The 23,297-nt window shown below is 43.3% G+C and carries 23 protein-coding genes, 1 tRNA gene and 2 pseudogenes; 14 read left to right on the top strand and 12 right to left on the bottom strand.

From position 1 onward, the window contains the following. Positions 1-85: 85 nt before the first annotated feature. A complete protein-coding gene (locus HMPREF1532_RS02340) occupies positions 86-2,587 on the bottom strand; it encodes an endonuclease MutS2 (RefSeq protein WP_005924257.1) in 2,502 nt (833 codons plus the stop codon). 177 nt (positions 2,588-2,764) lie between these two features. On the opposite strand from HMPREF1532_RS02340, the gene HMPREF1532_RS02335 reads away from it, so the two are divergent. From HMPREF1532_RS02335 to HMPREF1532_RS21460, 4 genes are all read left to right on the top strand, one after another. Further along, positions 2,765-2,849 (top strand) — tRNA-Ser (locus tag HMPREF1532_RS02335). 327 nt (positions 2,850-3,176) lie between these two features. Continuing rightward, positions 3,177-4,382: a macrolide efflux MFS transporter Mef(En2) gene (mef(En2), locus tag HMPREF1532_RS02330; RefSeq protein ID WP_005924254.1), complete on the top strand. Its 1,206-nt coding sequence runs from the start codon at positions 3,177-3,179 to the stop codon at positions 4,380-4,382. Positions 4,383-4,406: 24 nt separating this feature from the next. Then, on the top strand, positions 4,407-4,919 hold the full coding sequence (lnu(AN2), locus tag HMPREF1532_RS02325) for a lincosamide nucleotidyltransferase Lnu(AN2) (RefSeq protein WP_005924251.1): 513 nt from the start codon (positions 4,407-4,409) through the stop codon (positions 4,917-4,919). Between the two features lie 10 nt (positions 4,920-4,929). Then, positions 4,930-5,073, top strand: a complete 144-nt coding sequence (locus tag HMPREF1532_RS21460; protein WP_004308782.1) for a hypothetical protein — start codon at positions 4,930-4,932, stop codon at positions 5,071-5,073. Positions 5,074-5,365: 292 nt separating this feature from the next. Here HMPREF1532_RS21460 and HMPREF1532_RS02320 read toward each other — a convergent pair whose 3' ends face one another. From HMPREF1532_RS02320 to HMPREF1532_RS02285, 8 genes are all read right to left on the bottom strand, one after another. Further along, positions 5,366-5,719 carry a nuclear transport factor 2 family protein gene (locus HMPREF1532_RS02320; RefSeq protein WP_004308780.1) on the bottom strand — a complete coding sequence of 118 codons (354 nt, stop codon included), beginning with the start codon at positions 5,717-5,719 and terminating at the stop codon, positions 5,366-5,368. A gap of 88 nt (positions 5,720-5,807) precedes the next feature. Next, on the bottom strand, positions 5,808-7,211 hold the full coding sequence (locus HMPREF1532_RS02315) for a hypothetical protein (RefSeq protein ID WP_005924248.1): 1,404 nt from the start codon (positions 7,209-7,211) through the stop codon (positions 5,808-5,810). A 211-nt stretch (positions 7,212-7,422) separates the two neighbouring features. Then, positions 7,423-8,379, bottom strand: coding sequence for a toprim domain-containing protein (locus HMPREF1532_RS02310; RefSeq protein WP_004308778.1), 957 nt, complete (start codon positions 8,377-8,379; stop codon positions 7,423-7,425). A gap of 212 nt (positions 8,380-8,591) precedes the next feature. Continuing rightward, entirely contained in the window at positions 8,592-9,668 is a 1,077-nt protein-coding gene (locus tag HMPREF1532_RS02305) for an AAA family ATPase (protein WP_008766855.1), read from the bottom strand. Between the two features lie 14 nt (positions 9,669-9,682). Then, entirely contained in the window at positions 9,683-9,991 is a 309-nt protein-coding gene (locus tag HMPREF1532_RS02300; RefSeq protein ID WP_004308776.1) for a DUF3853 family protein, read from the bottom strand. 224 nt (positions 9,992-10,215) lie between these two features. Next, a complete protein-coding gene (locus tag HMPREF1532_RS02295) occupies positions 10,216-11,259 on the bottom strand; it encodes a hypothetical protein (RefSeq protein WP_004308775.1) in 1,044 nt (347 codons plus the stop codon). 8 nt (positions 11,260-11,267) lie between these two features. Beyond that, positions 11,268-12,563, bottom strand: a complete 1,296-nt coding sequence (locus HMPREF1532_RS02290; RefSeq protein WP_005924237.1) for a PDDEXK nuclease domain-containing protein — start codon at positions 12,561-12,563, stop codon at positions 11,268-11,270. 63 nt (positions 12,564-12,626) lie between these two features. Continuing rightward, on the bottom strand, positions 12,627-13,910 hold the full coding sequence (locus tag HMPREF1532_RS02285; RefSeq protein ID WP_004308773.1) for a site-specific integrase: 1,284 nt from the start codon (positions 13,908-13,910) through the stop codon (positions 12,627-12,629). A gap of 444 nt (positions 13,911-14,354) precedes the next feature. On the opposite strand from HMPREF1532_RS02285, the gene HMPREF1532_RS02280 reads away from it, so the two are divergent. From HMPREF1532_RS02280 to HMPREF1532_RS21995, 10 genes and pseudogenes are all read left to right on the top strand, one after another. Continuing rightward, positions 14,355-15,584 carry a site-specific integrase gene (locus tag HMPREF1532_RS02280; RefSeq protein WP_005924233.1) on the top strand — a complete coding sequence of 410 codons (1,230 nt, stop codon included), beginning with the start codon at positions 14,355-14,357 and terminating at the stop codon, positions 15,582-15,584. An 84-nt stretch (positions 15,585-15,668) separates the two neighbouring features. Next, the gene (locus HMPREF1532_RS02275; protein ID WP_005924231.1) at positions 15,669-16,199 is read left to right on the top strand and encodes an ORF6N domain-containing protein; all 531 of its coding nucleotides are present in this window, start codon (positions 15,669-15,671) and stop codon (positions 16,197-16,199) included. A 142-nt stretch (positions 16,200-16,341) separates the two neighbouring features. Then, positions 16,342-16,542: a hypothetical protein gene (locus tag HMPREF1532_RS20715; protein ID WP_081443384.1), complete on the top strand. Its 201-nt coding sequence runs from the start codon at positions 16,342-16,344 to the stop codon at positions 16,540-16,542. Between the two features lie 291 nt (positions 16,543-16,833). Then, positions 16,834-17,367: an antirestriction protein ArdA gene (locus HMPREF1532_RS02270; protein ID WP_004329650.1), complete on the top strand. Its 534-nt coding sequence runs from the start codon at positions 16,834-16,836 to the stop codon at positions 17,365-17,367. A 77-nt stretch (positions 17,368-17,444) separates the two neighbouring features. Beyond that, positions 17,445-17,666, top strand: coding sequence for a DUF3873 domain-containing protein (locus HMPREF1532_RS02265; protein ID WP_005924228.1), 222 nt, complete (start codon positions 17,445-17,447; stop codon positions 17,664-17,666). A gap of 11 nt (positions 17,667-17,677) precedes the next feature. After that, positions 17,678-18,049, top strand: a pseudogene (locus tag HMPREF1532_RS02260) (DUF7258 domain-containing protein); the annotation flags it as partial. 181 nt (positions 18,050-18,230) lie between these two features. Next, complete coding sequence (locus HMPREF1532_RS02255; RefSeq protein ID WP_244266399.1) at positions 18,231-19,448, top strand: site-specific integrase; 1,218 nt, start codon at positions 18,231-18,233, stop codon at positions 19,446-19,448. Further along, positions 19,432-20,418: a tyrosine-type recombinase/integrase gene (locus HMPREF1532_RS02250; RefSeq protein ID WP_005924223.1), complete on the top strand. Its 987-nt coding sequence runs from the start codon at positions 19,432-19,434 to the stop codon at positions 20,416-20,418. The genes HMPREF1532_RS02255 and HMPREF1532_RS02250 overlap by 17 nt, the downstream gene beginning before the upstream one ends. A gap of 2 nt (positions 20,419-20,420) precedes the next feature. Further along, positions 20,421-21,446 carry a tyrosine-type recombinase/integrase gene (locus tag HMPREF1532_RS02245; RefSeq protein ID WP_005841877.1) on the top strand — a complete coding sequence of 342 codons (1,026 nt, stop codon included), beginning with the start codon at positions 20,421-20,423 and terminating at the stop codon, positions 21,444-21,446. 132 nt (positions 21,447-21,578) lie between these two features. Then, positions 21,579-21,707: pseudogene (locus tag HMPREF1532_RS21995) on the top strand (DUF6956 domain-containing protein); the annotation flags it as partial. A 203-nt stretch (positions 21,708-21,910) separates the two neighbouring features. On the opposite strand, the gene HMPREF1532_RS02240 reads toward HMPREF1532_RS21995, so the two are convergent. Genes HMPREF1532_RS02240 through HMPREF1532_RS02230 form a run of 3 tightly spaced genes read right to left on the bottom strand, consistent with a single transcriptional unit; the run spans position 21,911 to position 23,297 of the window. After that, positions 21,911-22,231 (bottom strand): hypothetical protein, encoded by a 321-nt coding sequence (locus HMPREF1532_RS02240; RefSeq protein ID WP_004308767.1) that lies wholly within the window; start codon positions 22,229-22,231, stop codon positions 21,911-21,913. Between the two features lie 12 nt (positions 22,232-22,243). Continuing rightward, a complete protein-coding gene (locus tag HMPREF1532_RS02235; RefSeq protein WP_015532756.1) occupies positions 22,244-22,702 on the bottom strand; it encodes a DUF3872 domain-containing protein in 459 nt (152 codons plus the stop codon). Positions 22,703-22,715: 13 nt separating this feature from the next. After that, complete coding sequence (locus HMPREF1532_RS02230) at positions 22,716-23,297, bottom strand: conjugal transfer protein TraO (protein ID WP_005924216.1); 582 nt, start codon at positions 23,295-23,297, stop codon at positions 22,716-22,718.

Genomic DNA, 23,297 nt, shown 5'->3' with positions numbered 1-23,297 from the left:
GGTAATGGTTTTCTTTAATGAGTATTAATTTGAAAGCTACTCACGACTATAATGAGAACAAGCTGTCCTGTGCTTTTGTTTTCTTTTAAGCTAAATCTACTACTGTAATTCCGGCACCACCGAATTGTACATGTTCATCGGCAAAGTGACGTACTCCCGGTACTGTATCCAGATACTGTCGGATCAGGGTACGCAAGATTCCTGTTCCTGTGCCGTGCAGGATGCGTACGCGTCCCATACCTACCAGGATGGCATCATCTATAAAATAGGTAACTGCCTGTAAAGCTTCGTCGCCCCTCATTCCGCGTACATCGATGTCCTGTTTGAAGCCAAGTTTCTTTTCGTACATCTGGTCGTGCGTCTGGCTACTGACAAATGTACTTTTTGCAGGTTCTTGTTTCTGTGGAGCTGCATTGGTGCGTTCCAGTCTGTCTAATTTTACTGTTGTCTTGATACTTCCAAAACCTACTACGGCGGTGTTTTTACCGTTGATTTCTAATACTTCGCCTATGGCACTTTGACCTTTAATCTTTACATGTTCGCCAATGGTAATCGGAGTGATTTTAGGGGGGTGCGGTGAAGGTGTTTGACTTTCAGAAACCTGCTTCTTTTCCTTTTTCCGGTTCTGCTTTTCCTTCAGCTTTTCCATCTTCCGGGCAATTTTGTCCTCTTGTTCTTTGGAAGCAAGTTCGTTTACCGAAGCACGGAAATCATTTAATTCCTGACGGACAAGCCGGGTTTTCTCTTTTTCGGCCTGTGCCTCTTTGATGGCACGTATCGTGTTTTCGATCCGTGCATTTGATTCTTGTAATAATCGTTCAGCTTCTTCCTTAGCCTGACGGATAATCTCCTTGCGGGATTTCTGCAACTCTTCCATCTCTGTCTGATAACGTGCGATGGTCTCTTCCATGTGTTTCTCCCTTTGGCGAATGGTCTGGCGTTTTCCTTCCCAGTAGCGTTTGTCACGAACGATATCTTGCAAATATTTGTCTGCATTGATGTATTCGCTGCCCACAATTTCGGAAGCGTCTGCAATGACATCTTCCGGTAATCCGATTTTGCGGGCAATTTCTACAGCAAACGAGCTACCGGGATTACCGATCTGTAATTGGAAAAGTGCCTGCATAAGGTGGCGATCGTAAAGCATGGCACCGTTTACTACCCCTTCATTATCCTCGGCAAAGTGCTTAAGATTCTGATAATGTGTGGTAATAACTCCGAATGTCTTTTTTTGATTGAAACGCTTTAATACCGCTTCTGCGATTGCCCCACCTATCTGTGGTTCTGTTCCACCTCCGAATTCGTCGATAAGGATGAGGCTGTGTCCATCACAACTTTTCATCATCACTTTCATATTGGTGAGGTGAGAAGAGTAGGTACTTAAATCATCTTCGATGGACTGTTCGTCACCGATGTCGATAAATATGTTACTGAATATCCCGGCATGGCTGCGTTCGTGCATCGGAACCGGCATTCCGCATTGCAACATGTATTGCAACAGACCTACCGTTTTGAGACATACGGATTTACCGCCGGCATTAGGGCCGGAAATAATAAGAATACGTTGCTTCTGGTTGAGTTCGATGTCAAGAGGAACAACTTTCTTTCCATGTTTGGAAAGCGATAATTGCAACAACGGGTGTACAGCCATTGTCCAGTCGAGCAATTGTTCGTTTTCAAGAGCCGGTTTTAATGCGTTGGTCTGTATGGCGAAGTAGCTTTTCGCCCGGATGAAATCTATCTCGGCAAGAAATTCGTACGATTGGAGTATTTCGGGGATGGAGGGTCGCAATACATTGGAGAACTCTGTAAGAATACGGATGATTTCCCGTCGTTCGTCTCCTTCCAGTTCTCGGATACGATTATTAGCTTCCACTACTTCTGCCGGTTCGATAAAGACGGTTTTCCCGCTGGCGGACTCATCGTGTACGATACCTTTTATTTTTCGTTTCAGTCCGGGGGCTACGGGGATCACCAGACGGCCATCGCGCATGGTGGGAACTACATCCTTATCTACATATCCTTCGGATTGGGCGCTGCGCAGTATACTGTTCAGTGAACGGGAAATGCTTCCCATCGTGCTTGCCAATTCTCGACGGATGCGTGCCAACTCTGTGGAGGCGTTATCCTTTATCTTGCCATATTTATTCAGTATACTGTCTATTTTTCCTATCAATTGAGGGAATACGGCAATATCTCCTGCCAGCCGTTTAAGGCTGGGGTAGGGGCAGTCCGACTCTTCCTCCTCTTCATTTCGATGGAGGAAGCGAACGATGTCACGGATCGTTTCAAGTGAACGTCTCAAATCGAACAGTTCTTGTTCGTCCAAATACATTCCTTCTATCCTTACCCGTTTTAGTGAAGGACGGACATCAAAAAAGAATTGATCGGGAAAACTGTCTTCTTCTTGAATGATACGGACAAACTCCATAACTTGATTCAGTAACTCTTCCACTTTATCGTGTTGGTCAGAGAAAGTCATATCTGTCACTCTTTCTTCTCCCAATGTACTGAGACATTTTTCTTTCAGTAGTTGTCTGATTTGGTCAAATCCTATTTTTTGCTCAAAGTTTTGAGGGTATATCATTGATCTTTACGATTTATCTATTTATGATTTATGATTGAGATTAGCTGTTGCAATTTGAATTACGAAGCAAAAATACGATTATTTCGTGAAAAAATCGTCAGAATGCTTGCAGATTTAAAAAGAATACGTACCTTTGCACCGCTTTCGGAGGGAAGCGCTTCTTAATAAAGGAGTTTTGGAGAGGTGGCAGAGTGGTCGATTGCGGCGGTCTTGAAAACCGTTGTACTGCGAGGTACCCGGGGTTCGAATCCCTGTCTCTCCGCAACAAACGCTGAAAATCAGCAGATTGCAAAACAAACACCCAGTTTTACACCCAAGAATGTAAAGTCTGGTGTTTTTGTTTTATTTAAGATAATACAACCACTACATAATAAAAGAGTAGCGATATTAAAAGAATCCGATGAGAAAAGACTAATATTTATCTATCCATTCACTTTGATTTTTCAGGACTTTACATCGTCCTGAAAGTATTTGTTATTGTATTCCAACGTCAGGAGTGGATTATAATACAAGTTTTTTGTGTGGATAGAATTTCGTTTTGCTTAATGTACGAAAGTACTTATCTATAAACGCATGAAATATTAGCACAATGAATCATTGGAAATCAACTTTGGCCGTGATAGGAATAGGCCAACTCATATCTATTTTAACAAGTACGATTGTTGGCTTCTCCATTATTTTTTGGATTAGCAACGAATTTAAATCCCCGACAGCTTTATCTCTGGCTATTTTAGCTGGATTTTTACCACAATTTGTATTAGGCTTGTTTACCGGGGTCTATGTTGACAGATGGAATCGAAAGAAAACGATGTTTTATTCGGACTTGTTCATCGCGTTCTGTACCCTATGTCTTTTTATTGTGATAACCAAGGGTTATAAAGACCTTTCTTTTTTTTATCTATTGACTGCTTGTCGTTCAATAGGCAGTACGTTTCATGCACCTGCTTTACAGGCAAGCATCCCTCTACTGGTTCCCAAGCACCATCTTGTCAGGGTATCAGGTTTGTACCATTCCATTCAATCCTTCAGTGAGGTGATAGCTCCCGTTGTAGGGGCAAGCCTCGTTGTTTGGCTTCCCATACAGTATATTCTGCTCATAGATGTGATCGGAGCTGTTGCTGCTTGTCTGACCTTACTTTGTGTCCAGATTCCTTCTCTTCAAAAAACGAAAGTTCTTCCAGATTTCAAAAAAGAACTGACGGAATGTTGGCATACCTTGCGGCGTACAATGGGCATTTTGCCTTTATTCGTATGCTTTACGCTGGTGACTTTTGTCCTTATGCCTGTTTTTACGTTATTTCCTTTTATGACGCTTCTGCATTTCAACGGAAACATTTTGCAAATGGGAGTTGTGGAAATGGGTTGGGGCTCAGGGGCATTGTTGGGCGGTTTAGTACTTGCCTGTAAGGCTTTGAAAAGCAAGCAAACATTAGTGATGCATACGGCTTATGTGATATTGGGATTGTATCTGATTAGCGCCAGTTATTTACCATCAAGCGCATTTATAGGTTTTGTTTGCCTAACATTTACAGGAGGCATAGCCTATTCCATTTACCATGCGCTTTTCATCGCTATTATTCAGCAGAACTTGGCTTCGGACATGCTTGGACGGACTTTTTCTCTCATCTTTAGTTTGAGTACCTTTCCATCAATGCTGGGTATCGTAGCTTCAGGATATTGGGTGGAAGCATGGGGTATCACATCCGTCTTTATGATCAGCGGATGGGTTATCTTTCTGATTGGAGTGGGTGCAAATTTTATTTCTTCAATCAAGCAGTTGGATAATTACGCATAGTATTATTTATTAAAGAATTATTATATGACAAAGAAAGAACACACTACGATTACAGAGTTATTTCAAGTTTTGGACTTGTTGGAAAGCCTGGACATGCAGTTTTGGTTGGATGGAGGCTGGGGAGTGGATGTCTTGTACGGACAGCAAACCCGCTTGCATAGAGATATTGACATTGATTTTGATGCCAATTATACAGACCAACTCCTTGGTCTTTTGCAGGAGAGAGGATATCAAATTGAAACAAATTGGTTGCCCACCCGTGTGGAACTGTATAGCAAAGAATTAGGCTATATTGATATCCATCCTTTTGTCTTGAATGCGGACGGCACTTCCAAACAAGCCGACTTGGATGGAGGCTGGTATGAATTTCAACCGGACTATTTTGGAACAGCAGTCTTTGAAGGCAGAAGCATCCCTTGCATTTCTGCAAAAGGGCAACAAGTATTCCATTCGGGCTACGATTTAAGAGAGAAGGATATTCACGATTTATCTATAATTAAACAATGTATAACAACAATGAGCCTAACAATTAGATAAGAACAAGAAAATGACAGAAAAACAAATTGTCTGGTATATCTTACTTACAGAAGTAAAGATAGACAGTGACACCCAGTCTGTCACATCCCTGAGTGTAGCTCCATTGGCAGTCTTGCCGGAATTCCAGCGTAAGGGAATTGGGGGGGGATGTTGATTCAGTAAGCCCATCAGAGGGCAGCACTTTTGGGTTACGGCACAGCAGTCGTATTGGGGCATAAAGAGTATTATCCTCGATTTGGCTATCGCAAGGCTATCGATTTAGGAATTGAATTTCCTTTCGAAGTCTCTCATGAATATTGCATGGTGGCTGAATTAATACCTGGAGCTACTGAGAATGTGAAAGGTATGGTTTGTTATCCAACTGACTTTAAATAGTTTAACAAGTAAAATTCATTATATAACTCGGACTGGGTATTTCAATTTCCCAGTCCGTATTCTGATAGTACTTATTCAATTGGAAGATTGTGTTGCTTCAAGAATGAAAGTTTATCCCAATACCCTCTTTGAAAGACGATTTTGTTATCTTTTACATGAAAAAATCCGCATCCACGAAGTCCAAGAGAGTCTTTCCATTCCATGATAGCCCATTCGCCATCTTCAAAAATATTTTCCACCATACAAACCATTTTAGCAGTGGCAAATTCATTCACAAACATTTTGTAGATTGATTCTTTACCTATTATTGGTTCGTTTGCGACTTGATGATTTACTGCATTAGTAGCATACAGCTCTGCTATATGATAAGCATCTGCTTTGTTAAAGCAATCTATCCATTTTTCCAAAACTTCTTTAGGCTTCATTTTTTATAAATTCTTAGGATTTTGATTCTGTAATAAAAACAATCTGTTTGGATGCATAGATACTTGATTTTATTAATAATAGGCTATTCTATATTCTAAATCCTCTGGATTTTTGCTCTCTCTGCACCGAGTTACGTAGATTCTGCTGTAACTTTTCCCATTGTTCCTTAAACCATTGTACTATGGGTTGTCGGTTTATGGTCAGCATAAGCTTACCACTATCCATCGGATGTTTCTCAACCCTAAAAATATCATTCTTGATGTCAAATTTCCACCTGTGTTCTTCGGAATAAATTTTGCCACTACATTGTATGGATTCTTTCTTTGTCAAGAGGTTTTCTATCATGTCTTTGGTAAACCCGATAACAGCGCATAATTTTTCCATTCTCAACATCTCTTTGAACATGGGAAACCATTTGTGGGCTTTTTCAAGCAAGGTGCTCAATCGTGATATTTCCTTGTCTTTGGCTTCAAGTTCTTGATTATGTATTCTTTGAAGATTACGAATTTGTCTGCTATGCTGTTCCTGTATTTGTTGTATCTGAATTTTTAATTCATCAGTAGCTTTGTCCCGTTTGGTAATTTCCTGATGTAGCTGCTCGATGTGATGTTCCAGTTCTTTCAGCTTACCGCTTCCGAAAAGAGAACCTACACCGCTTGCTATGGCGGTAGCAGCATTGGTGGCTGTTTTCTTTAGTTTGTCCGTGCGTATCTCTGCTTTTACCTGTTTGAGTTCCTGTTCGGCAAGGCTTACTTGTTGTTCCTTGTGTCGCTTGGTTTCCTCTATACGTTGCAGTTCGGCTTTCTGCTTCTCAATGATGAAATCATTTCGTTCCAGATGCTCTTTACCTGTGACAGCTTTTGCCTGTCCACGTTCCATCAGGAGAATATCGGAAGCAAGGGTCTGCATGGTTGCCATATCCTCGTCATTGAGCTTTCGGCTCTTTCCAGTTTCATGGTTCATCCAGTCGAATACGACATGAGCATGATAATTTGGTTTGAACCATCTGTTACCGACTTGGAAGCTCTCCTTGTCTTCTGCTTCCGGCTGACCGTTCAGCCAATGCCCTTCGTCTTTATGCAGGAAAATCTGTAGCGGAGTGATGCCCCAGCGTCTTTGGCACTCTTCACCGAATTTGCGTACATCAGCCAGTGTGGTGTCCGGTCTGATAAGCAATACTCCTTCACGGATGGGTGAGCATCCCGCCACCTTGATAATCTTTCCATTCTTTCCCTTGCGTTCCCTTTCCTTTTCCTGCATGGCACGTTCGGTCTTTTCCTTGACCATTTGCTTGATATTGTCATAATGAGTTCGCAGTTCGGGAGTGCCGAAGTCGGGATTTATCCACTGTTCGTTATCGGTGGAAAGTTCGGGAATGACATAGATTCTGGACTCCCCGATATTACGCATATACTCGGCAGTCCTTCGGTTGTGTGCCTCGCTCGATGCGATGTTGCAAGGCTTGATATGTATGCTTGATTTTGTTGCCATAGCTTCTTTCCTTTGTTTACAATTGATTTACTTTGCTCGCTTTCGCAGAGGGGTTCTTAGGGGTAACCCATAAGCGGAGATTGCAAAGAGAGGGTCACTCTTTGCTCGGGGTTCTCAGGGGTGAAACGCCCTGAGTGGGTCATTAGGGCAAAGCCCTAATCCCCTCGGGAGAGCCCACAACTACGAAAGCGAAGCGTGTAGTTATAGTGGGCTATAACTGGAAGCCGTTCTTCTTTTCCGGTGATTGGCTGCGCACCCCTTTGGCGGACTGGAGCTGCCTTTTTCTTTCAATCTGTTTCTGTAAGTATTCGTTCAAGTCCTTGCATCCTCTGTAAATCTGCGAAGCGTCCCGGATGTACCGCTCTCTGCCGTATTCCATGCGGATTTGCCGGAGTGCTTCCAGTCCTGCATGGTCGTTGTCGAAAAAGCAGTGGATGCGTTCGTAATTGCCCAACGGATAGAGAGCCTTGTTTACATTCGATACGGAGTTCAATACAATGTAGTCCTGCCCGTCCAATTCCGGATAATTTGGGCAGCTCTCTTGTCTCAATGTCAAAAAGGAGAGGTAGTCCATAAATCCCTCGAACACATAACAGGTATTCCTCGCTTTTCCCGACTGCCTGATGTGGGAGATTTCCTTTGGGGCGATGCAGCCCTTGAAATAGCGGTTGCGGATTTCATATCCACACGAACCATTGGGAAAGGCGATGGCAAAGTACCGCTTGCCGTTGTGAGTGAAACGTGCTTCACTACATTCTCTTTTCGCCAGTTTTATGTTAATTCCTCTACCTTGTAAGTAGGCAAGCAGGGCAGTAGATGACAGCGGAACAATCTCCAACTGTTGGAAGCTCGGCTCGGAAGAGTTTTGCTTTCCAAAAGAGAAAGATACCGGGCGCACGTGCGGTGTCTGCTCTGCTATCCGTTTCAAGATGTAAGGTACATGGTCGGTAGCGTACAGGTGTGCAGCCAGTTCTATGATACCACCACCTTTACCCAAACCGAAGTCATACCATTGTTCACGTTCGGTATTTACCTTGAACGAGGCTTCGGCTTCTTCCCTTAACGGTGATTTATACCACAGATTGACACCTTGTTGCTTGACGGGAGAATATCCTAAACTATGCAGATAATCCGCTATTCTGATTTGCTTGGCTGTCTGTATATCCATAAAATGATTGTTTTAGTAGTTGGTGAATTGGTTTATTTTTCTTTTTGCCCGTACCTTTTTAGGAAGTACGGTCTATAATCACTTCACTAAATTCTCGTATATATAGGATACGGTAATAAAGTGAAGTGATTTAGTCCCATTCCCCAAGCACTTCACTATATTCCTAATATATACACCCCGAGAATAAAGTGAAGTGATTGCAGGGAAATGGGCTAATAGTGGAAGTCAGGCATGAATGTGTATTTTCTGCCTGTCTCCTGCACTATCATCCGTTTGTTGCGGAGCATGGTGATGAGCGATACCGCCTTTTTATGGTTCAACTTTACACCCACTGACATATAGGTCTTGATTAAGGCATCTTCCAGTTCCTTGTAGCCGTATTCCTCTTTCAGCCCGAAAACGGCTTCCAATGCGATACGGTGCTGCTGCTCGGTGATATGCCTGTAAGGGTCGAACTTCTCTTCTTCGGGTCTTCCCGGCTTCTTTGTTTCAGGTTTGTATCCCTCAATGAGTTCGGGAAGGGCTTTGTCGTTGATACGGAATGCGAAAGGCTCAAAGTCCATTGCCCGGATGTGAATGGCTGAAACATGGCTGATGTCACCGTTGCCCTTGTCCTTTTCTACCTGCAATACGGTTTCCGCCTTGTTGTTCAACTCCGTACCAATGTGCCCTCTTGCGTTCTCATCCCCTTTGTTCTGATGCAGTATCGTATGGATATGTATCTGCCTGTCGTCCGTCCACTGCATCAGCTTGGATATGATGCGTGTTGATTCACTGGGGCTGTTGATGTCATACACCATATCCCGTATGCCGTCTATAATTACAAGACCGATTTCGGGTGTATTGTAAATAGCCTGTTCCACAATCCTGATACGCTGCTCAGGCGTGTATTTTCTTAAGGCAAGAAATTCAAGATTCTCATTGTCCCTATCATCTGGCAAACCAGCCATTCGCAAAATGCGCGTCATGACTTTCAGACAATGGTAAGGGCTTTGCTCTGTATCAACATAAAGCACTTTCCGCTTATCTTCAGGCAGTTCAGCCACATACCGCAGCACTGTGCCGTTCTTCAATGCAGCGGCTACGATAGCCGATACATTGAACGTTTTTTTACTTTTGGCTTTGCCGATGGATGCGCTGAAATTACCCAATGTCCCAATGACAGAATCATGTACTTTAAGGATTTCAGGTGCTTTCTCATAACTTTTCGACAGGCTCAAACGTGAGGCTTGCCAAAGGATTATGGCTTCTTCAGCCGATATTTCCTTAGTCTCTTTCATATAGTCCATAGCCATGCCTCCCGTTATTTCCGTCCTCCTGTTTTCTTTCCAGCCAGTTCAAGGGCAAGCTCAACATCCACGATAATCTTACGTCCTATCTGAGTGATTGCCTTGTCAATCTTTCCGCTTTTCTTGATACGGTTGGCGGTGGGTAGGCTGCACCCGAACAGTTTGGCTATGCCCAGTATTCCGTACACATATTTTCTTTCTGTGTCTGTAATGGGCTGTGGCTGCGTTTCCGTTTGACGGGAAGCGTGCTTACTTAGGAATATGAACTCTTCACCTGTCATCTGCCAGACGGGTTTTGATAATAATTCTTGAAGATTTTTCATCGTTCAATCTATTTAGTCGTTTAACAATCAGCCCTGCGCACTGGCTGTTATCTCTGTTCTCGAACGATGCAAAATTAGGTAGGGTTGTAAGTGGTAAGGATGTGGTTGATATAAATGGAATATCTTGTTATTTATCTGAATATCAGATAATAAAAATACCACTCAAAAATTTAATTTGAGTGGTAAAAGTGGTTGTTTCGTAAAATGTCAGGGCATATCACAGATTATCGGAATATACCATCCATTTCTTTGGCAAATTTCCGGTTGCTGTCACTGGGGAAATCGGAAACAGGCTCTTTGTACTTTGACTTGTAGTAGCTTTCCTCAATATCCAATATTTTCAGGATATTCCTCTTCCAATTCTCCCTGTCCTGTTTGGGCAGTTTTTCGCTCATCAGGAATATCAGATAGCAGGTACGTATTTTTTCTCTCGGTCTGATTTGGGGTTTGGTGTCGCTTGGTAGCAGGTTCATGCAGGTATAGAAATCATGTTCGGAAATATTCTCGAACTGTTCTCCCACGCAGGTTACATGAATGAGCGAAAGCAGTTCCATATTGAAATACTCAGTCTGTTTCGTTCCCAGCACTTCTTCCTGTATGTTGGGGGCATTTGGTTCTTGTTCGGCTGGCTCTTCCGGCTCGTTTGTTTCATCAAATACATATTTCGCCAATGTCTCTTTGAGGTGGCAGCCCAGCCGATAGATTTCATTGAAACGGCTTTTTGCATATTGCAGGGCTTTCTCTCTGGTCTGTTTTTGCAGATCGTAGAGTTCGGTCAGCTTGTTTTTTTTCTCCTCGTATTCATCTTTGCACCGTTCATATTCCATTTCCGCACGCTTTTCATCCTCTGCAGTGTGTTCCCGATAACCTATGGAATCGTATCGGTGGTATGCTTCGTTTAGCGGAGCATGGAGCTTGGTCGTCTTGTATTGCTGTTCTTCTATGGCTTCTTTATAGATTTCTGAAACTCGGAAGCAGATATTGTAAACGGTCTGTTCATCCGGCATACATCCTTTCTTGTAATAACTTATGTTTTCGCATACTTCCTTTTTCAGGCTATTCAGAATCAGTGTGTATTGCTCCTGTGGAAGATGAAACACCAGTTCAAGAATGGCTGTTTCAAGAACCGTTACATCATTGTAGTCCAGATAGAACTTGGTAATGAATTTCTGCTTTTCAAAAGAGAAACCTTTATTATCAAACCAGTCTTTATATATTCTGTTCAATTCTCCGTATCGGGGAATCAGCGTTGTAATTACATCTTTCATGGACGCAACTATTTTTGAGTGTTATTGTCTTTGTCAAGGAAAGAGGCCAGTTCTTCTTCCACTTCTTCCACGCTGGGCAACGCTGATTTCAGTTTCTCGGGAATCGCTTTGCTCAATTGGTAATCGCTGATGCCGATGGGCTGGTCATAGCCTGTCAATGCGTATTGTGCCACAACTTCGTCTTTTCCCTTGCATAGCAACAACCCGATAGTCTTGTTGTCATTCTCTCCCCTCAGTTTATCATCCACCACATTGATGTAGAAGTTCAGTTGTCCTGCATACTCCGGTTTGAATGGGGTAGCCTTTAATTCTACCACGATATATGCGTGCAACGGAATGGAATATAGAATCAGGTCGGCAAAGAAATCGCTGTTTCCGACTTGGAAGTGCTTCTGCCGGGCAACGAAGGCAAAACCGTTGCCCATTTCCAACAGGTAGCGGGTAACGTGTTTCACCAGCTGTTCTTCAATATCCCTTTCGTCTGCTTTTTCTTTGGCTCCTGCCAAATCAAAGATGTACGGGTCTTTGAGTAGGTAATTGGCAAGGTCGCTTTGTGGAGCCGGAAGTGTGGTCGTGAAATTGTTTACCTTGTTGTTGCTGATTTGTCGGCTATACAAATCACTGTCAATTTGCATTTTCAATACATTGCTGCTCCATCCTATTTCCACAGACTGCTTCATGTACCAGTAGCTTAGACCTAAAGGTAGCGAACTGTCAAGTATAGTCATTTGGCTTGTCCAGTTTATTTTGGCTATAGGAGAGGTCAAGAAAACTTCTTCTATTTCCCTGATTCCCATCCTGTAAATGGCAGACACGGTTTTTCCCACATCTTCAAATTGCGCAGGAACTTCCTGCGTAATTGCTAATGATTGACAATCAATCGATTGTATTTGCGCAGTAAGTTCCTGCGTAAATTGCTTGTCATTCAGTTTTAATACTTCATTGGTCACACTCTGTATGGTTGGGACAGACAGGCTTGCATCTGTTTCTATGAAACTTTGCAACGCTCTTAAAGGATATGCTTTTGCAAACTGGCACATATAGGTAAGGTTACGTTCCGAATAGCCTTTCTTTTCAGGGTAATGCAGTCGGATAGCCTTTGCCAACTGCTTGATGATTTTGCTTCCCCATCCGTGCAGCTGCTGGTGATAAAGGATGTAATTGCCTATCTTCCAGTAATGGAACAGCATTTGTGCATTGGCTGCAACAATCAGCCTTACTTGTGCCTGTTCTATTTCCGAACCGACCGCTTGTATGAATGTATCAAAATTCGTTTTCTCTATGTTGGATTCCTTGTTGCTCATATTGTGATGATAATTTCTACAAATATAGTCATTGGTAACTATCTATGAAACTGTTTGATACTTTTATAGTTGATTAAACTTGTTCATGGCATTTGCCTTAATATCATCCGCTATGTCAATGTAGGGTTTCATAGCTTTGTAGTCGCTGTGTCCCGTCCATTTCATGACCACCTGTGCCGGGATTCCGAGAGCCAGCGCATTGCAGATGAATGTCCTTCTTCCTGCATGGGTACTGAGCAAAGCGTATTTGGGTGTGACTTCATCAATACGTTCATTTCCCTTGTAGTAGGTTTCCCGTACAGGCTCGTTGATTTCTGCCAGTTCGCCCAGCTCTTTCAGGTAATCGTTCATCTTCTGGTTGCTGATGACGGGCAGAGCCATGTAATTCTCGAAATGGATGTCCTTGTATTTGTCCAGTATGGCTTTGCTGTATTTGTTCAGTTCAATCGTCAGGCTGTCGGCAGTCTTGACTGTGGTTATTTCGATGTGGTCGGACTTCACATCGCTTCTTTTCAGATTGCGAACATCCGAATACCGCAAACTCGTAAAGCAGCAGAACAGGAAAACATCACGCACACGTTCCAGGTATTGCTTATCCTTGGGTATCTGGTAGTCTTTCAGCTTGTTCAGTTCATCCCAAGTCAGGAAGATTACTTTTTTCGAGGTGGTTTTCAGTTTCGGTTTGAACGTATCGTATGCAATGTTCTGATGATGTCCTTTCTTGAAGCTCCAGCGCAGGAACCATTTGAGGAATCCCATTTGCTTGCCGATGGTGCTGTTTCTCATATCCTTGGTGTCACGCAGGAAGTTGACGTATTCGTTCAATCCAAACTCGTTGAAATAGTTGAACGTTGCATCCTCCTTGAACTCTTTGAGGTGGTTCCTCACTGCTGCAAATTTTTCATAGGTGGATGCCGTCCAGTTATTCTGGTTACCGCACTCTTTTACAAACTCATCGAACACCTCCCAAAAGCTGACAGGGGCTTCTTCCGGCTGTTCTTCGCTGGTGTCTTTCATTCTCATGTTGAAAGCTTCCTTCAACTGTTGGGTCGTTGGCATGACCTCCTGCACCTCAAATTCCTTGAAAATATTCTGGATTTCGGCATAGTATTTCAGCAAGTCCGTATTGATTTCGGCTGCACTTTGCTTTAGCTTGTTGGTACATCCGTTCTTTACCCGCTGCTTATCTGCATCCCATTTGGCTACGTCAATCCGGTAGCCCGTTGTAAACTCGATGCGTTGGCTGGCAAAGATGACACGCATACGGATGGGTACGTTCTCTACGATTGGCACACCGTTCTTTTTCCGGCTCTCCAATGCAAAAATGATGTTGCGCTTGATATTCATAATTGGGTGCGTTTGAAATTCTACACCCAAATATACACCCAATTATTGAGATAGCAAAAGACATTTAGAAACATTTACTTTTACTCTATATTGTAATTTACACTTGATTATCAGTCGTTTGCAGTTTTATGATATTCTGTGAAAGTATAAGTTCGAGAGCCCTTCTCTCCGCTGAACGTGCTGGACAGAAATGGTCAGCAAACGGACAAAAAGCTACAAATCAATGATTTGTGGCTTTTTTTATTGCCCGAAAGTCCTGCTTCCAAGACTTCAAAAGTACGGTAAAAGACAAAGTTTCGTTACTAAATCGTTACCTATTCCCTGCCGGACAAAAACGGTAACGAATTGTCCATAAATGACCTGATAATGACTATATTAGTCCATAGTCTGCATAACTCGAAAACGAGAGGTAAAAACTAATTTTGCAACTAAAAATTTTGAGTTATGAAATCGACATTCAAGGTTCTTTTTTATTTGAAGAAAGGTTCTGAAAAGAAAAACGGCGAGGTTATGATTATGGCACGCATCACCATAGACGGCAAACTTTGCCAGTTCAGTACGAAACAGAGCATCCAGCCCGACAACTGGAGCATTGCTGCGGGCAAAGCCAAAGGCAGGGATGCCGGGAGGATAAACGCCCTTTTGGACGACATACGTTCTTCCCTGAATACCATTTACCACGAAATGCAGCGGCGTGACAACTACGTGACCGCCGAGAAAGTGAAAAACGAGTTTTTAGGTCATAGCGAGAGCCACGAAACAATCCTTTCATTGTTCCAAAAGCACAATGACGATGTGAAGCAGCTTGTGGGCATATCCAAGACGATAGCGACCTACCGCAAGTATGAAGTGACCCGCCGCCACCTCGCTGAATTTATCCAAAGCAAGTACAACGTATCGGACATATCCATAAAGGAGATAAGCCCGATGTTCATTACCGATTTTGAGTTGTATTTGCGTACCGCCTGCAAGTGCGGCTACAACACCACCGCCAAGTTCATGCAGTTCTTCAAGCGTATCATCATCATTGCCCGTAACAACGGCATACTGGTGGGCGACCCGTTCGCCAGCTATAAAATCCGGCTGGAGAAAGTGGACAGGGGTTATCTGACAGAGGACGAGATAAAAATCATCCTTAAAAAGAAAATGGTTTCCGAGCGGCTGGAACACGTCAGGGACTTGTTCGTCTTTTCCTGTTTCTGCGGTTTGGCTTACAGCGATGTCGCCAACTTGCGGCAGGAGAATATCCAAAAGTCCTTTGACGGCAACCTTTGGATAATCACCAAGCGGCAAAAGACGAATACGGACGTGAATGTCCCCCTGCTGGATATTCCCAAGATGATTTTGAAGAAGTACAAGGGCAAGTTACCGGACGGGAAGATACTTCCCGTAATCAGCAATCAGAAGCTAAACGCCTACTTGAAAGAGATTGCCGATATATGCGGTATTAAAAAGAACCTGACGTTCCACCTTGCCCGGCACACGTTCGCCACAACCACCACGCTGTCAAAGGGCGTACCCATTGAAACGGTGTCCAAGATGCTGGGACACACAAACATAGAAACTACGCAAATCTACGCCCGCATCACCAACAGCAAGATAGGCAGCGATATGCAGGGGCTTGACAAGAAGTTTATCGGCATCGAGAAGATTTACAAGGAAGTCGCCATGTAATCTTGATTATTGGGAACTGGTCACAATTTGTGACCAGTCCTTACTATTATTCCAACATTGCTAAATCTCCTAAAATATACGATTATGGATTTGCAGATTATCCAAAACAAGATTTTTGAGGTCAGAGGTTGCCGGGTGATGCTCGATTATCATTTGGCAGAACTCTACCAAGTGGAAACACGAGCCTTGAAGCAGGCGGTCAAGCGCAATATCGAGCGTTTTCCGGGTGATTTTATGTTTGTACTCACCCAAGAGGAAGCTAACTTGCTGTTATCCATAGGGGTATCACAAAATGTGATACCCCCTGATTACAACTTCGGCGTTGCTATGCCTATGGCTTTCACCGAGCAGGGCGTAGCCATGCTTTCTTCGGTTCTCCGCTCCAAAGTAGCCATAGAAGTAAACATTTCAATCATGCGGGCTTTTGTCCTCATGCGCCAAATGGCAATCGGTTACGAGGAACTGTCAAGGCGCATCGAGGAACTGGAGGTAAGCACCGATGCGCAGTTCAACGAACTATACCAAGCCCTTACCCAGCTTTTGAGCCAGTCGAAACAACAGAAAGAACGCCGTCCGGTAGGTTTCGTTACCTATAACCGTGACAAAAACGAATAGGTAACGATTTCGGTAACGAAGTTCCGCCTAACAAACTATATCCCAATGAAGTACATTCTTCCACCTTGCGGGCAGTCCACCGACTACCCGCATTTTTTATATCCTTTTCCAACTGGCACATTCCCCGAAACGCCAGCCGTGCGTGGCATGGCTGACTGTATTCCGTGAAAAGAGCCGTTGGAAACCCGCACAAGCGTATTGCAAGCAAGCTCACAACACCCTTGCCTTTCCCGCCCGCATGGAGTGTTCCCTAAAAGATGAAAGAGAACAGGCACTTTTCCCCGGTTTCCCTATCTGTAAATCTTCCTCTTACGCAGTCCCCCAGCCGGGACAGTCGTTTTAATCATTTCAATAGGCAAAGGTAGTTACGTGTTCTTCACGATTTTGCAAGGTCGAGCCGTTCCGGTTTGGCGAAAAAATCTTCCCTGCCTTGCGAGGTATTTTTTGCCCAAAACCTTGCAAACTCTAAACACTACCCTTTTACGCCTATGTGAAACGAAAACGACCGACCCGACCGGAAGACGCATAAAAAAAAAAGTCGGATTTACGGGAAACAGGAAAAAAGTTCAGTGAAACTTCAACTCCCTCACCTCTCAAATCCGCATAAAATTAAAAACTTAAAAATTACAGCAATATGGAAGCAAAGGTATTATCGGAAGCAAAAGTTTATGTAGGCACTTATGCCAAGTACAACAACGGTTCATTGTCCGGCGCATGGCTCGACCTTTCGGACTATTCGGACAAGGAAGAATTTTATGAAGCCTGCCGGGAACTTCACAAGGACGAGGAAGATGCGGAATACATGTTTCAGGACTGGGAGAACGTGCCGGAGGGCTTAATCGACGAAAGCTGGATTTCTGAAAACTTCTTCGCCCTGCGTGATGCGGTGGAGGATTTGAGCGACACCGAGCAGGAAGCCTTTTTCGTGTGGTGCAACTATAAAAGCCATGATTTGGGCGAGGAAGATGCGGACGACCTTGTACGTGATTTCCGGGATGAATATCAAGGGGAATATGACGATGAAGAAGATTTCGCCTATGAAATTGTAGAGGAATGTTACGACCTGCCGGAGTTCGCAAAGACCTATTTCGATTACAAACAGTTTGCCCGTGACCTGTTCATGTGCGATTACTGGTTTGATGACGGCTTTGTGTTCCGGGCGGCATAACAACCAATCCGGGCGGGGTGTCAAAGCCCTGCCCGCTTAAAACAACCAAGTTTATAACCATAAAAAAATAAGACATCATGCAGTCACTTAACAAAAACGGGGTAAGCATCACCCAAACACCGGGAGAAGAAAAGTTCGTGAAATGCCGTTTAGGGGCTTTCAGGGGACAAATTTATTATCAATATGACTACCGCCACACGGACGGCGAACTTTTCAGCACGGTAGCCAAAACGCTGGACGAGTGCCGCCGCAGGCGTGACGAATGGGTAGCGAAGAAGAACGGAGTAATAAACAAGTAAATTTTAGGGACATGAAAACGACAGAAGTAAACAAGGAGCTTATCGGCAGGCGTTGCGAGTGTATTTTTACGGGCTTAATGGTAACGGGCGTTATCGAGGACACAGAAGAAAACGAACACACCATAGAGGTAAAAGTCCGTTTCGACCACCCGCACCAGTGGGGCGATGATTTGTATAATGATGTGTGGGCGTGGGGGCGCAAAATAGACGAGTTCGGCACGCTGCATCATTTGCAACTGTTGGAGGACAAACCGGACTTTCAGATAATGACGGTAGTTTTCGGCGAGCCAATCAGCCGGATAGACCGCAGTGTTTTTGCAGATGTGGACACGTGGGGCGTCTGTTCCTTGCAAGGTTGGGTAAACAGCTATGTTATGTATAGGGAATAATTATGTAAAGTTTACATTAATCTTACATATTGCTAACAACCAACTATAAGAATATCAAATATTTCAGAAGAAACTATTCACATAACATCTTCGCATAATACTTTTGTCTTTATCCATTTTTAAATCATGATTTATTATGCGAATAGGAAAATTAGATTTACTAAGAGAGCGTGTTATGTCTTTCTTGCAATCAAGAGGTTACAAACAAGGAAGTTTCAAAATGTACAATCGTACTTATAATGAATTGGCGCACTTCATGGAACAGAAGAAAATAGCGGAATATGATAATTCCGTAGGGTATCAGTTTCTTCAATATAGGTTCTTGAATAGGGATTACCAGACCCTAACAGTACGGGAAAAACTGCGTTACCGGCATATTGACGCTTTAAACCAGTTGTTGGAATCGAATGAGGTAAGAGCACGGACACTCAAAAAGCCGTATGAGTTCGGTGGGGAAAAAGGTTATCCCTTTCGTCTTTTCCTGAAAGATTTACAATCTACCGGAAGGCAGTCCGCTTCTATCCGTAGAAGTGAAATCAGATTATATGATTTGTATAAGTATTGGGTATCTGCCGATTTGGATGCCGCAACATTCGGGTTGCAAGAAGGAATCTTATATATACAAAAACTTGATAAGGAACTGACTACAGGTGGACGGGAAGAAGCTATTACGAAAGTACGTGCATTTTTGTTTTATATGTGCGAGCGTGGGTTATTACCGGACAACAATCCGGAACGTTGGAAGGAACTTTTTAAACACAGATTTCTCAAAAGCCCCAAAATACCGTCCGTTTATACGCCCCAAGAAGTAGAGGCGATTATCAATGCCATTGACCGTACGACATCAAGAGGGAAAAGGGATTATGCCATTATATTATTGGGAGCCCGATACGGTTTGCGCAATTCTGACATTAGAGGGCTGCGTTTCTGCAATTTGGATTGGGAGAATAACAGGTTATGTTTTGCACAGCAAAAAACGGGCAAGAGGGTTACATTGCCACTTTCGGAAGAAGTTGGCATGGCAATAATAGATTACATACAACATAGCCGTCCTAAGGTGGATTTACCTTATGTGTTCTTGTCATTTAAGACTCCCTATAACCCACTGGCTAAAAATGCTGTAGCAAATACCATAACAGAATGGATGCACAATGCCGGAGTTGATTTTGCAACAAGACGACATGGGAGCCATATCCTGCGCCATAGCCTTGCCACAAGCTTATTGAGTAACGAAGTGACATTACCTGTCATATCTGAAACATTGGGACACAGCAATTCCCAAGTTACAACGGCATATCTTCGTGTATCTGTTGACCTTTTGCGACAATGCGCATTGGATGTACCTTTTATTCCGACAACAATTTATGATAATCTATATGGAGAAAGCAAATAACTATGGCATATATTCCGAATTAATCCAGCAATATGCTGATTATAAGCGTTCAAAAGGATATAAGATGGTTGATATTGAAAGGAGATTACACCGTTTTGACATGCTCACTATTGAACGCAACGAAACAGAAATAGGCATTTCAAGAGATTTATTCAACGCTTGGAAAAACCTGAATCCGTTGGAATCAGAAAGAAATCGTGAAACACGCATGTTATACCTTCGTGGTTTTTCAAGTTATCTTAGACTTTTGGGATATGATTCCTATGTCCCGAAATTGCGTAAAACCAAGCGTTCGTTCATCCCTCATATATACACCAAAAGAGAGATGGCTGCAATTTTTAAGGAGTGTGACAAAATGGGAAGCACACAATGCGTTTACAATTCGATAAGAGGTGTAATTCCTTTAATTATCAGGATGCTATACGGAACGGGAATACGTATCGGAGAAGCGTTAAAACTTTGCCATAAGGACGTTAATCTCGCTTTGGGTACACTAACCCTGCATGAGTGTAAGAACGGACAAGACCGAATCGTGCCAATGTCTTTGTCTTTGACTGCAATTTGTAAGGACTATGTTGTTTATAAAGAACACTGTAATATGTCTGTTGAACCGGATGCGCCCTTCTTTTCTTCTGCTGACGGAAAGCGATGCAGAGGAACATCTATAAACAGATTGTTCAAGGCGGTGTTGCAACGGGCAGGAATATTTGCAGGGGCAAAGGGCAAAACGCCCAGACTTCATGACTTGCGCCATACTTTTTGCGTGGAATCTCTTGTTAAAATGTCAGAATCAGGAAAAGACCTATACAACTCATTGCCACTCCTTATGACTTATGTCGGACATAAATCTTTATACTCAACAAACCAGTATGTACGGATGACGCAGCAAATGTATCCTCAATTAATTGCAAAAGTTGATGATACCTATCGTTGTGTATTCCCTGATATTAATATTGAAACAGAAGAATAATTATGAAACCTACTGATTTTTCTAAATATCTGACCGATTTTTTTGGCACATATCTGCCAATAGAATGTGGCGTTTCCCAAAATACGATATTGACTTACAGTTACACATTCTCCCTGTTGATTGAGTTCCTGAAAGAGCAAGAATTTATAAATCCACAGCGTGTTACCCTTGCGGATATAACCAAAGAACGGATTATAAATTTCTTGCAATGGCTTGAAGAAGACAGGCATTGCTCTGTTTCCACGCGAAATGCACGTCTTGCAGCCATTCGGTCTTTTTATAGTTACCTGCAATATCGAGATGTAAAAGGAATGTTCCGTTATCATGAAATAATGTCAATAAGGAAAAAGAAAACTGCTGCTCCTGAAATGGCTTATCTTACGATAGATGGTATAAAGTTGATTTTAAGTCAACCTGATTTGAAAACACGATATGGTCGTCGGGATTTCGTTCTTCTTTCACTACTCTATGACAGTGGGGCAAGAGTTCAGGAACTAATTGACCTTACGCCACCTAATATAGAATTTAATGATACGGCGACTGTCAAATTATGCGGAAAGGGTAATAAGGCACGGATTGTACCTTTATCAAAACAACAAGCATCCAATCTCAAAAAATATATGTATGATGAGGGATTGATGAAAGAGGACAGGCATTGTGTTCCTATTTTTTGTAATTTCCACGGAGAGAAACTTTCCCGTGTTGCCGTCCTGAATATTGTAAAGAAATATGCAGAGATAGCTCGAAAAAAGTCCCCTGATTTAATCCCTGAAAATTTGGGATGCCATTCTTTCCGGCATTCCAAAGCCATGCACTTATTGGAGGCGGATATAAATTTGGTTTATATAAGGGATTTTTTAGGGCATGTTTCAACAACTACAACAGAAATATATGCTCGTGCAAGTGAAAAGAAGAAGCTGGAGGCATTGTCACGTGTAAATCCGGGAATAATAAAAGAGGGTAAAACGACATGGCAAAAAGACAAATCCTTGTTGGGTTATCTAAAGGATTTACGGACTAAGTATTAAAACTTATGTGAAGTTTGTTTGGGATATTATGTTATTTAACAGATGAAAATCAGTAACTTAATAAAAATAAACCAAACAAACTTTACATAATTATTCCCTATACATAACGTAATTTATGCAAAGATTTACATAAGCTACGAAAGTGTCCGGTTTGTAGCCATAGACGACCATACGGCAATCATCACGGGCGAATATAACATGGAGCAGGTAAAGGTGTGGTTAGAGAAATACACGTCCATAAAGAGCCTTAAAACCAGTTGATAGAGGACGGCGGCTGCTTGCCGCCGTTACTTTCTTCCGTGAGCCTGCCAGCGGGTGAAGAAAGTAACAAAGAAGCCTTTCGTTTTCCCTATCATGGAAACAGCCCGCCGATGCTTCCCGGCGGGCTGTCTGCCCGATATTTACGCTTTGCGTATCATTCCATACCCGGTTTCCCAAGAGGATGATAAAAACGGATGTCGCAACTATAAATCCTCATAGTGAATAAATTTTACACCAAGTATGCACACGGTTTCTTCTTCCTCGATGTCATATTTCCATGTCCGTTTATTGACAAGCATTTCCGTTTCGCAATCGAACCATACCATTACGGGCGCATCGTCTTCTTCGTCCGCCCATTTGAAAACCTGATTGGACGGCGTTTTCCATAATTCAGCACTGTCACGTTCGGAAATACAGTCCTTGTCCACAATGATGATGTCACCTACTGCCGGAACTGTATCTGTTTCCAACGTGGTTTCTATGTACCACGAGATGCCTTCTATATCCAATTCTATTTTTACCATGTCGTTTTGTTATTAGGGGGTTATTGTTTCCGTTCCTTCTTCGCTGTTGTCATTATTGAATGATAGTGTAAGTTGCTGCATCTGCCCGAAGCTGTCGATGATATAAATGTCAATCGTCTGCTGGTCGGTTGATGCCGAGGTGTAGTAGAGCCTGAACGTTTCTTTCTCCAGCGGGTATAGGTCATTGGGCAGGAACACCGTGCCGTTATCCATTTCCAGCTTTCCTTTGCCGTCCGGCTGGAAATACCTTATCTGATAGGTAGTCGGCTGGTAGTAACCCTCACGCACCAGTCGGCAGCGTATCTCGGCGGTTTCCCCGACTTTCAGCCTTTTGGGTACTGGCAACGTTTCGATGCCGAACGGGTACGCCTGCTGAATATCCAAGTTGTCATTACAGGCGGTGACAAGCACAAGGGCGGCCACGATGCAGCAGCCCATGATGATTTTATACATTACATTCTTCATATACATTATTATATAGCGGTCAGTTGATAATGAATTTCAGTCCCAAAGATACTTGCGTGTGGAACTTCCCGATGTCCGAGCCGAACAACGCCCGTTCCCTTGCGTTCAGTAGCAGAGCCACCCGGTCAGTCAGGTAGGCTTCCAGTTCCAGCGTCAGCGCACCGCCGTAGATGAAGCAGTCCTTATCCAGCAAGGTAGAGCCGTCCGGCAAGAGCTTTTCGCTTCGGTTGCTTGTTTCGTACCCGGCGAGAGCCGACAAGCCCAATGAAAGGAAAAAAGTCTTTCGCCTGTCCGATAGGAATTTCAGGTAATAGCCGCCCTCTGCGGTGAACTGTTCCACGGGTATCTGCATATCCTTGTAGTCATACTTCTTGTGCAGGTATTCGCCGCCAATCACCCAGCGGTTGGCGTTCTTGGTGTAAACGCTGTACGCCGCCCCGATGTGGTAGGCAAAATCCGTATTGGCGTTCCAATGCACCCCGTCCGTCATGCCCGCCGTGACCTGCAAGCCTTTCATGCCCGGCAGGTATCTTTGTGCGTGTGCCTGAAACGAGGTCAGGCACAGCGCAAAGAGCATCATTATAAAGATGTGTCTTTTCAT

Origin of the sequence: Bacteroides salyersiae WAL 10018 = DSM 18765 = JCM 12988 (assembly GCF_000381365.1) — a bacterium.
Classification (GTDB): domain Bacteria; phylum Bacteroidota; class Bacteroidia; order Bacteroidales; family Bacteroidaceae; genus Bacteroides; species Bacteroides salyersiae.
Note: the sequence above shows the minus strand (reverse complement) of the source record. Positions and strands in the feature narration are given on the sequence as shown.

Coding starts and splice junctions, on each gene's coding strand:
- HMPREF1532_RS02340 (WP_005924257.1), bottom strand. CDS start 2,587: ATGATATACCCTCAAAACTTTGAGCAAAAAATAGGATTTGACCAAATC.
- HMPREF1532_RS21460 (WP_004308782.1), top strand. CDS start 4,930: ATGACAGAAAAACAAATTGTCTGGTATATCTTACTTACAGAAGTAAAG.
- HMPREF1532_RS02320 (WP_004308780.1), bottom strand. CDS start 5,719: ATGAAGCCTAAAGAAGTTTTGGAAAAATGGATAGATTGCTTTAACAAA.
- HMPREF1532_RS02315 (WP_005924248.1), bottom strand. CDS start 7,211: ATGGCAACAAAATCAAGCATACATATCAAGCCTTGCAACATCGCATCG.
- HMPREF1532_RS02310 (WP_004308778.1), bottom strand. CDS start 8,379: ATGGATATACAGACAGCCAAGCAAATCAGAATAGCGGATTATCTGCAT.
- HMPREF1532_RS02305 (WP_008766855.1), bottom strand. CDS start 9,668: ATGGACTATATGAAAGAGACTAAGGAAATATCGGCTGAAGAAGCCATA.
- HMPREF1532_RS02300 (WP_004308776.1), bottom strand. CDS start 9,991: ATGAAAAATCTTCAAGAATTATTATCAAAACCCGTCTGGCAGATGACA.
- HMPREF1532_RS02295 (WP_004308775.1), bottom strand. CDS start 11,259: ATGAAAGATGTAATTACAACGCTGATTCCCCGATACGGAGAATTGAAC.
- HMPREF1532_RS02290 (WP_005924237.1), bottom strand. CDS start 12,563: ATGAGCAACAAGGAATCCAACATAGAGAAAACGAATTTTGATACATTC.
- HMPREF1532_RS02285 (WP_004308773.1), bottom strand. CDS start 13,910: ATGAATATCAAGCGCAACATCATTTTTGCATTGGAGAGCCGGAAAAAG.
- HMPREF1532_RS02280 (WP_005924233.1), top strand. CDS start 14,355: ATGAAATCGACATTCAAGGTTCTTTTTTATTTGAAGAAAGGTTCTGAA.
- HMPREF1532_RS02275 (WP_005924231.1), top strand. CDS start 15,669: ATGGATTTGCAGATTATCCAAAACAAGATTTTTGAGGTCAGAGGTTGC.
- HMPREF1532_RS02270 (WP_004329650.1), top strand. CDS start 16,834: ATGGAAGCAAAGGTATTATCGGAAGCAAAAGTTTATGTAGGCACTTAT.
- HMPREF1532_RS02265 (WP_005924228.1), top strand. CDS start 17,445: ATGCAGTCACTTAACAAAAACGGGGTAAGCATCACCCAAACACCGGGA.
- HMPREF1532_RS02255 (WP_244266399.1), top strand. CDS start 18,231: ATGTCTTTCTTGCAATCAAGAGGTTACAAACAAGGAAGTTTCAAAATG.
- HMPREF1532_RS02250 (WP_005924223.1), top strand. CDS start 19,432: ATGGAGAAAGCAAATAACTATGGCATATATTCCGAATTAATCCAGCAA.
- HMPREF1532_RS02245 (WP_005841877.1), top strand. CDS start 20,421: ATGAAACCTACTGATTTTTCTAAATATCTGACCGATTTTTTTGGCACA.
- HMPREF1532_RS02240 (WP_004308767.1), bottom strand. CDS start 22,231: ATGGTAAAAATAGAATTGGATATAGAAGGCATCTCGTGGTACATAGAA.
- HMPREF1532_RS02235 (WP_015532756.1), bottom strand. CDS start 22,702: ATGTATATGAAGAATGTAATGTATAAAATCATCATGGGCTGCTGCATC.
- HMPREF1532_RS02230 (WP_005924216.1), bottom strand. CDS start 23,297: ATGAAAAGACACATCTTTATAATGATGCTCTTTGCGCTGTGCCTGACC.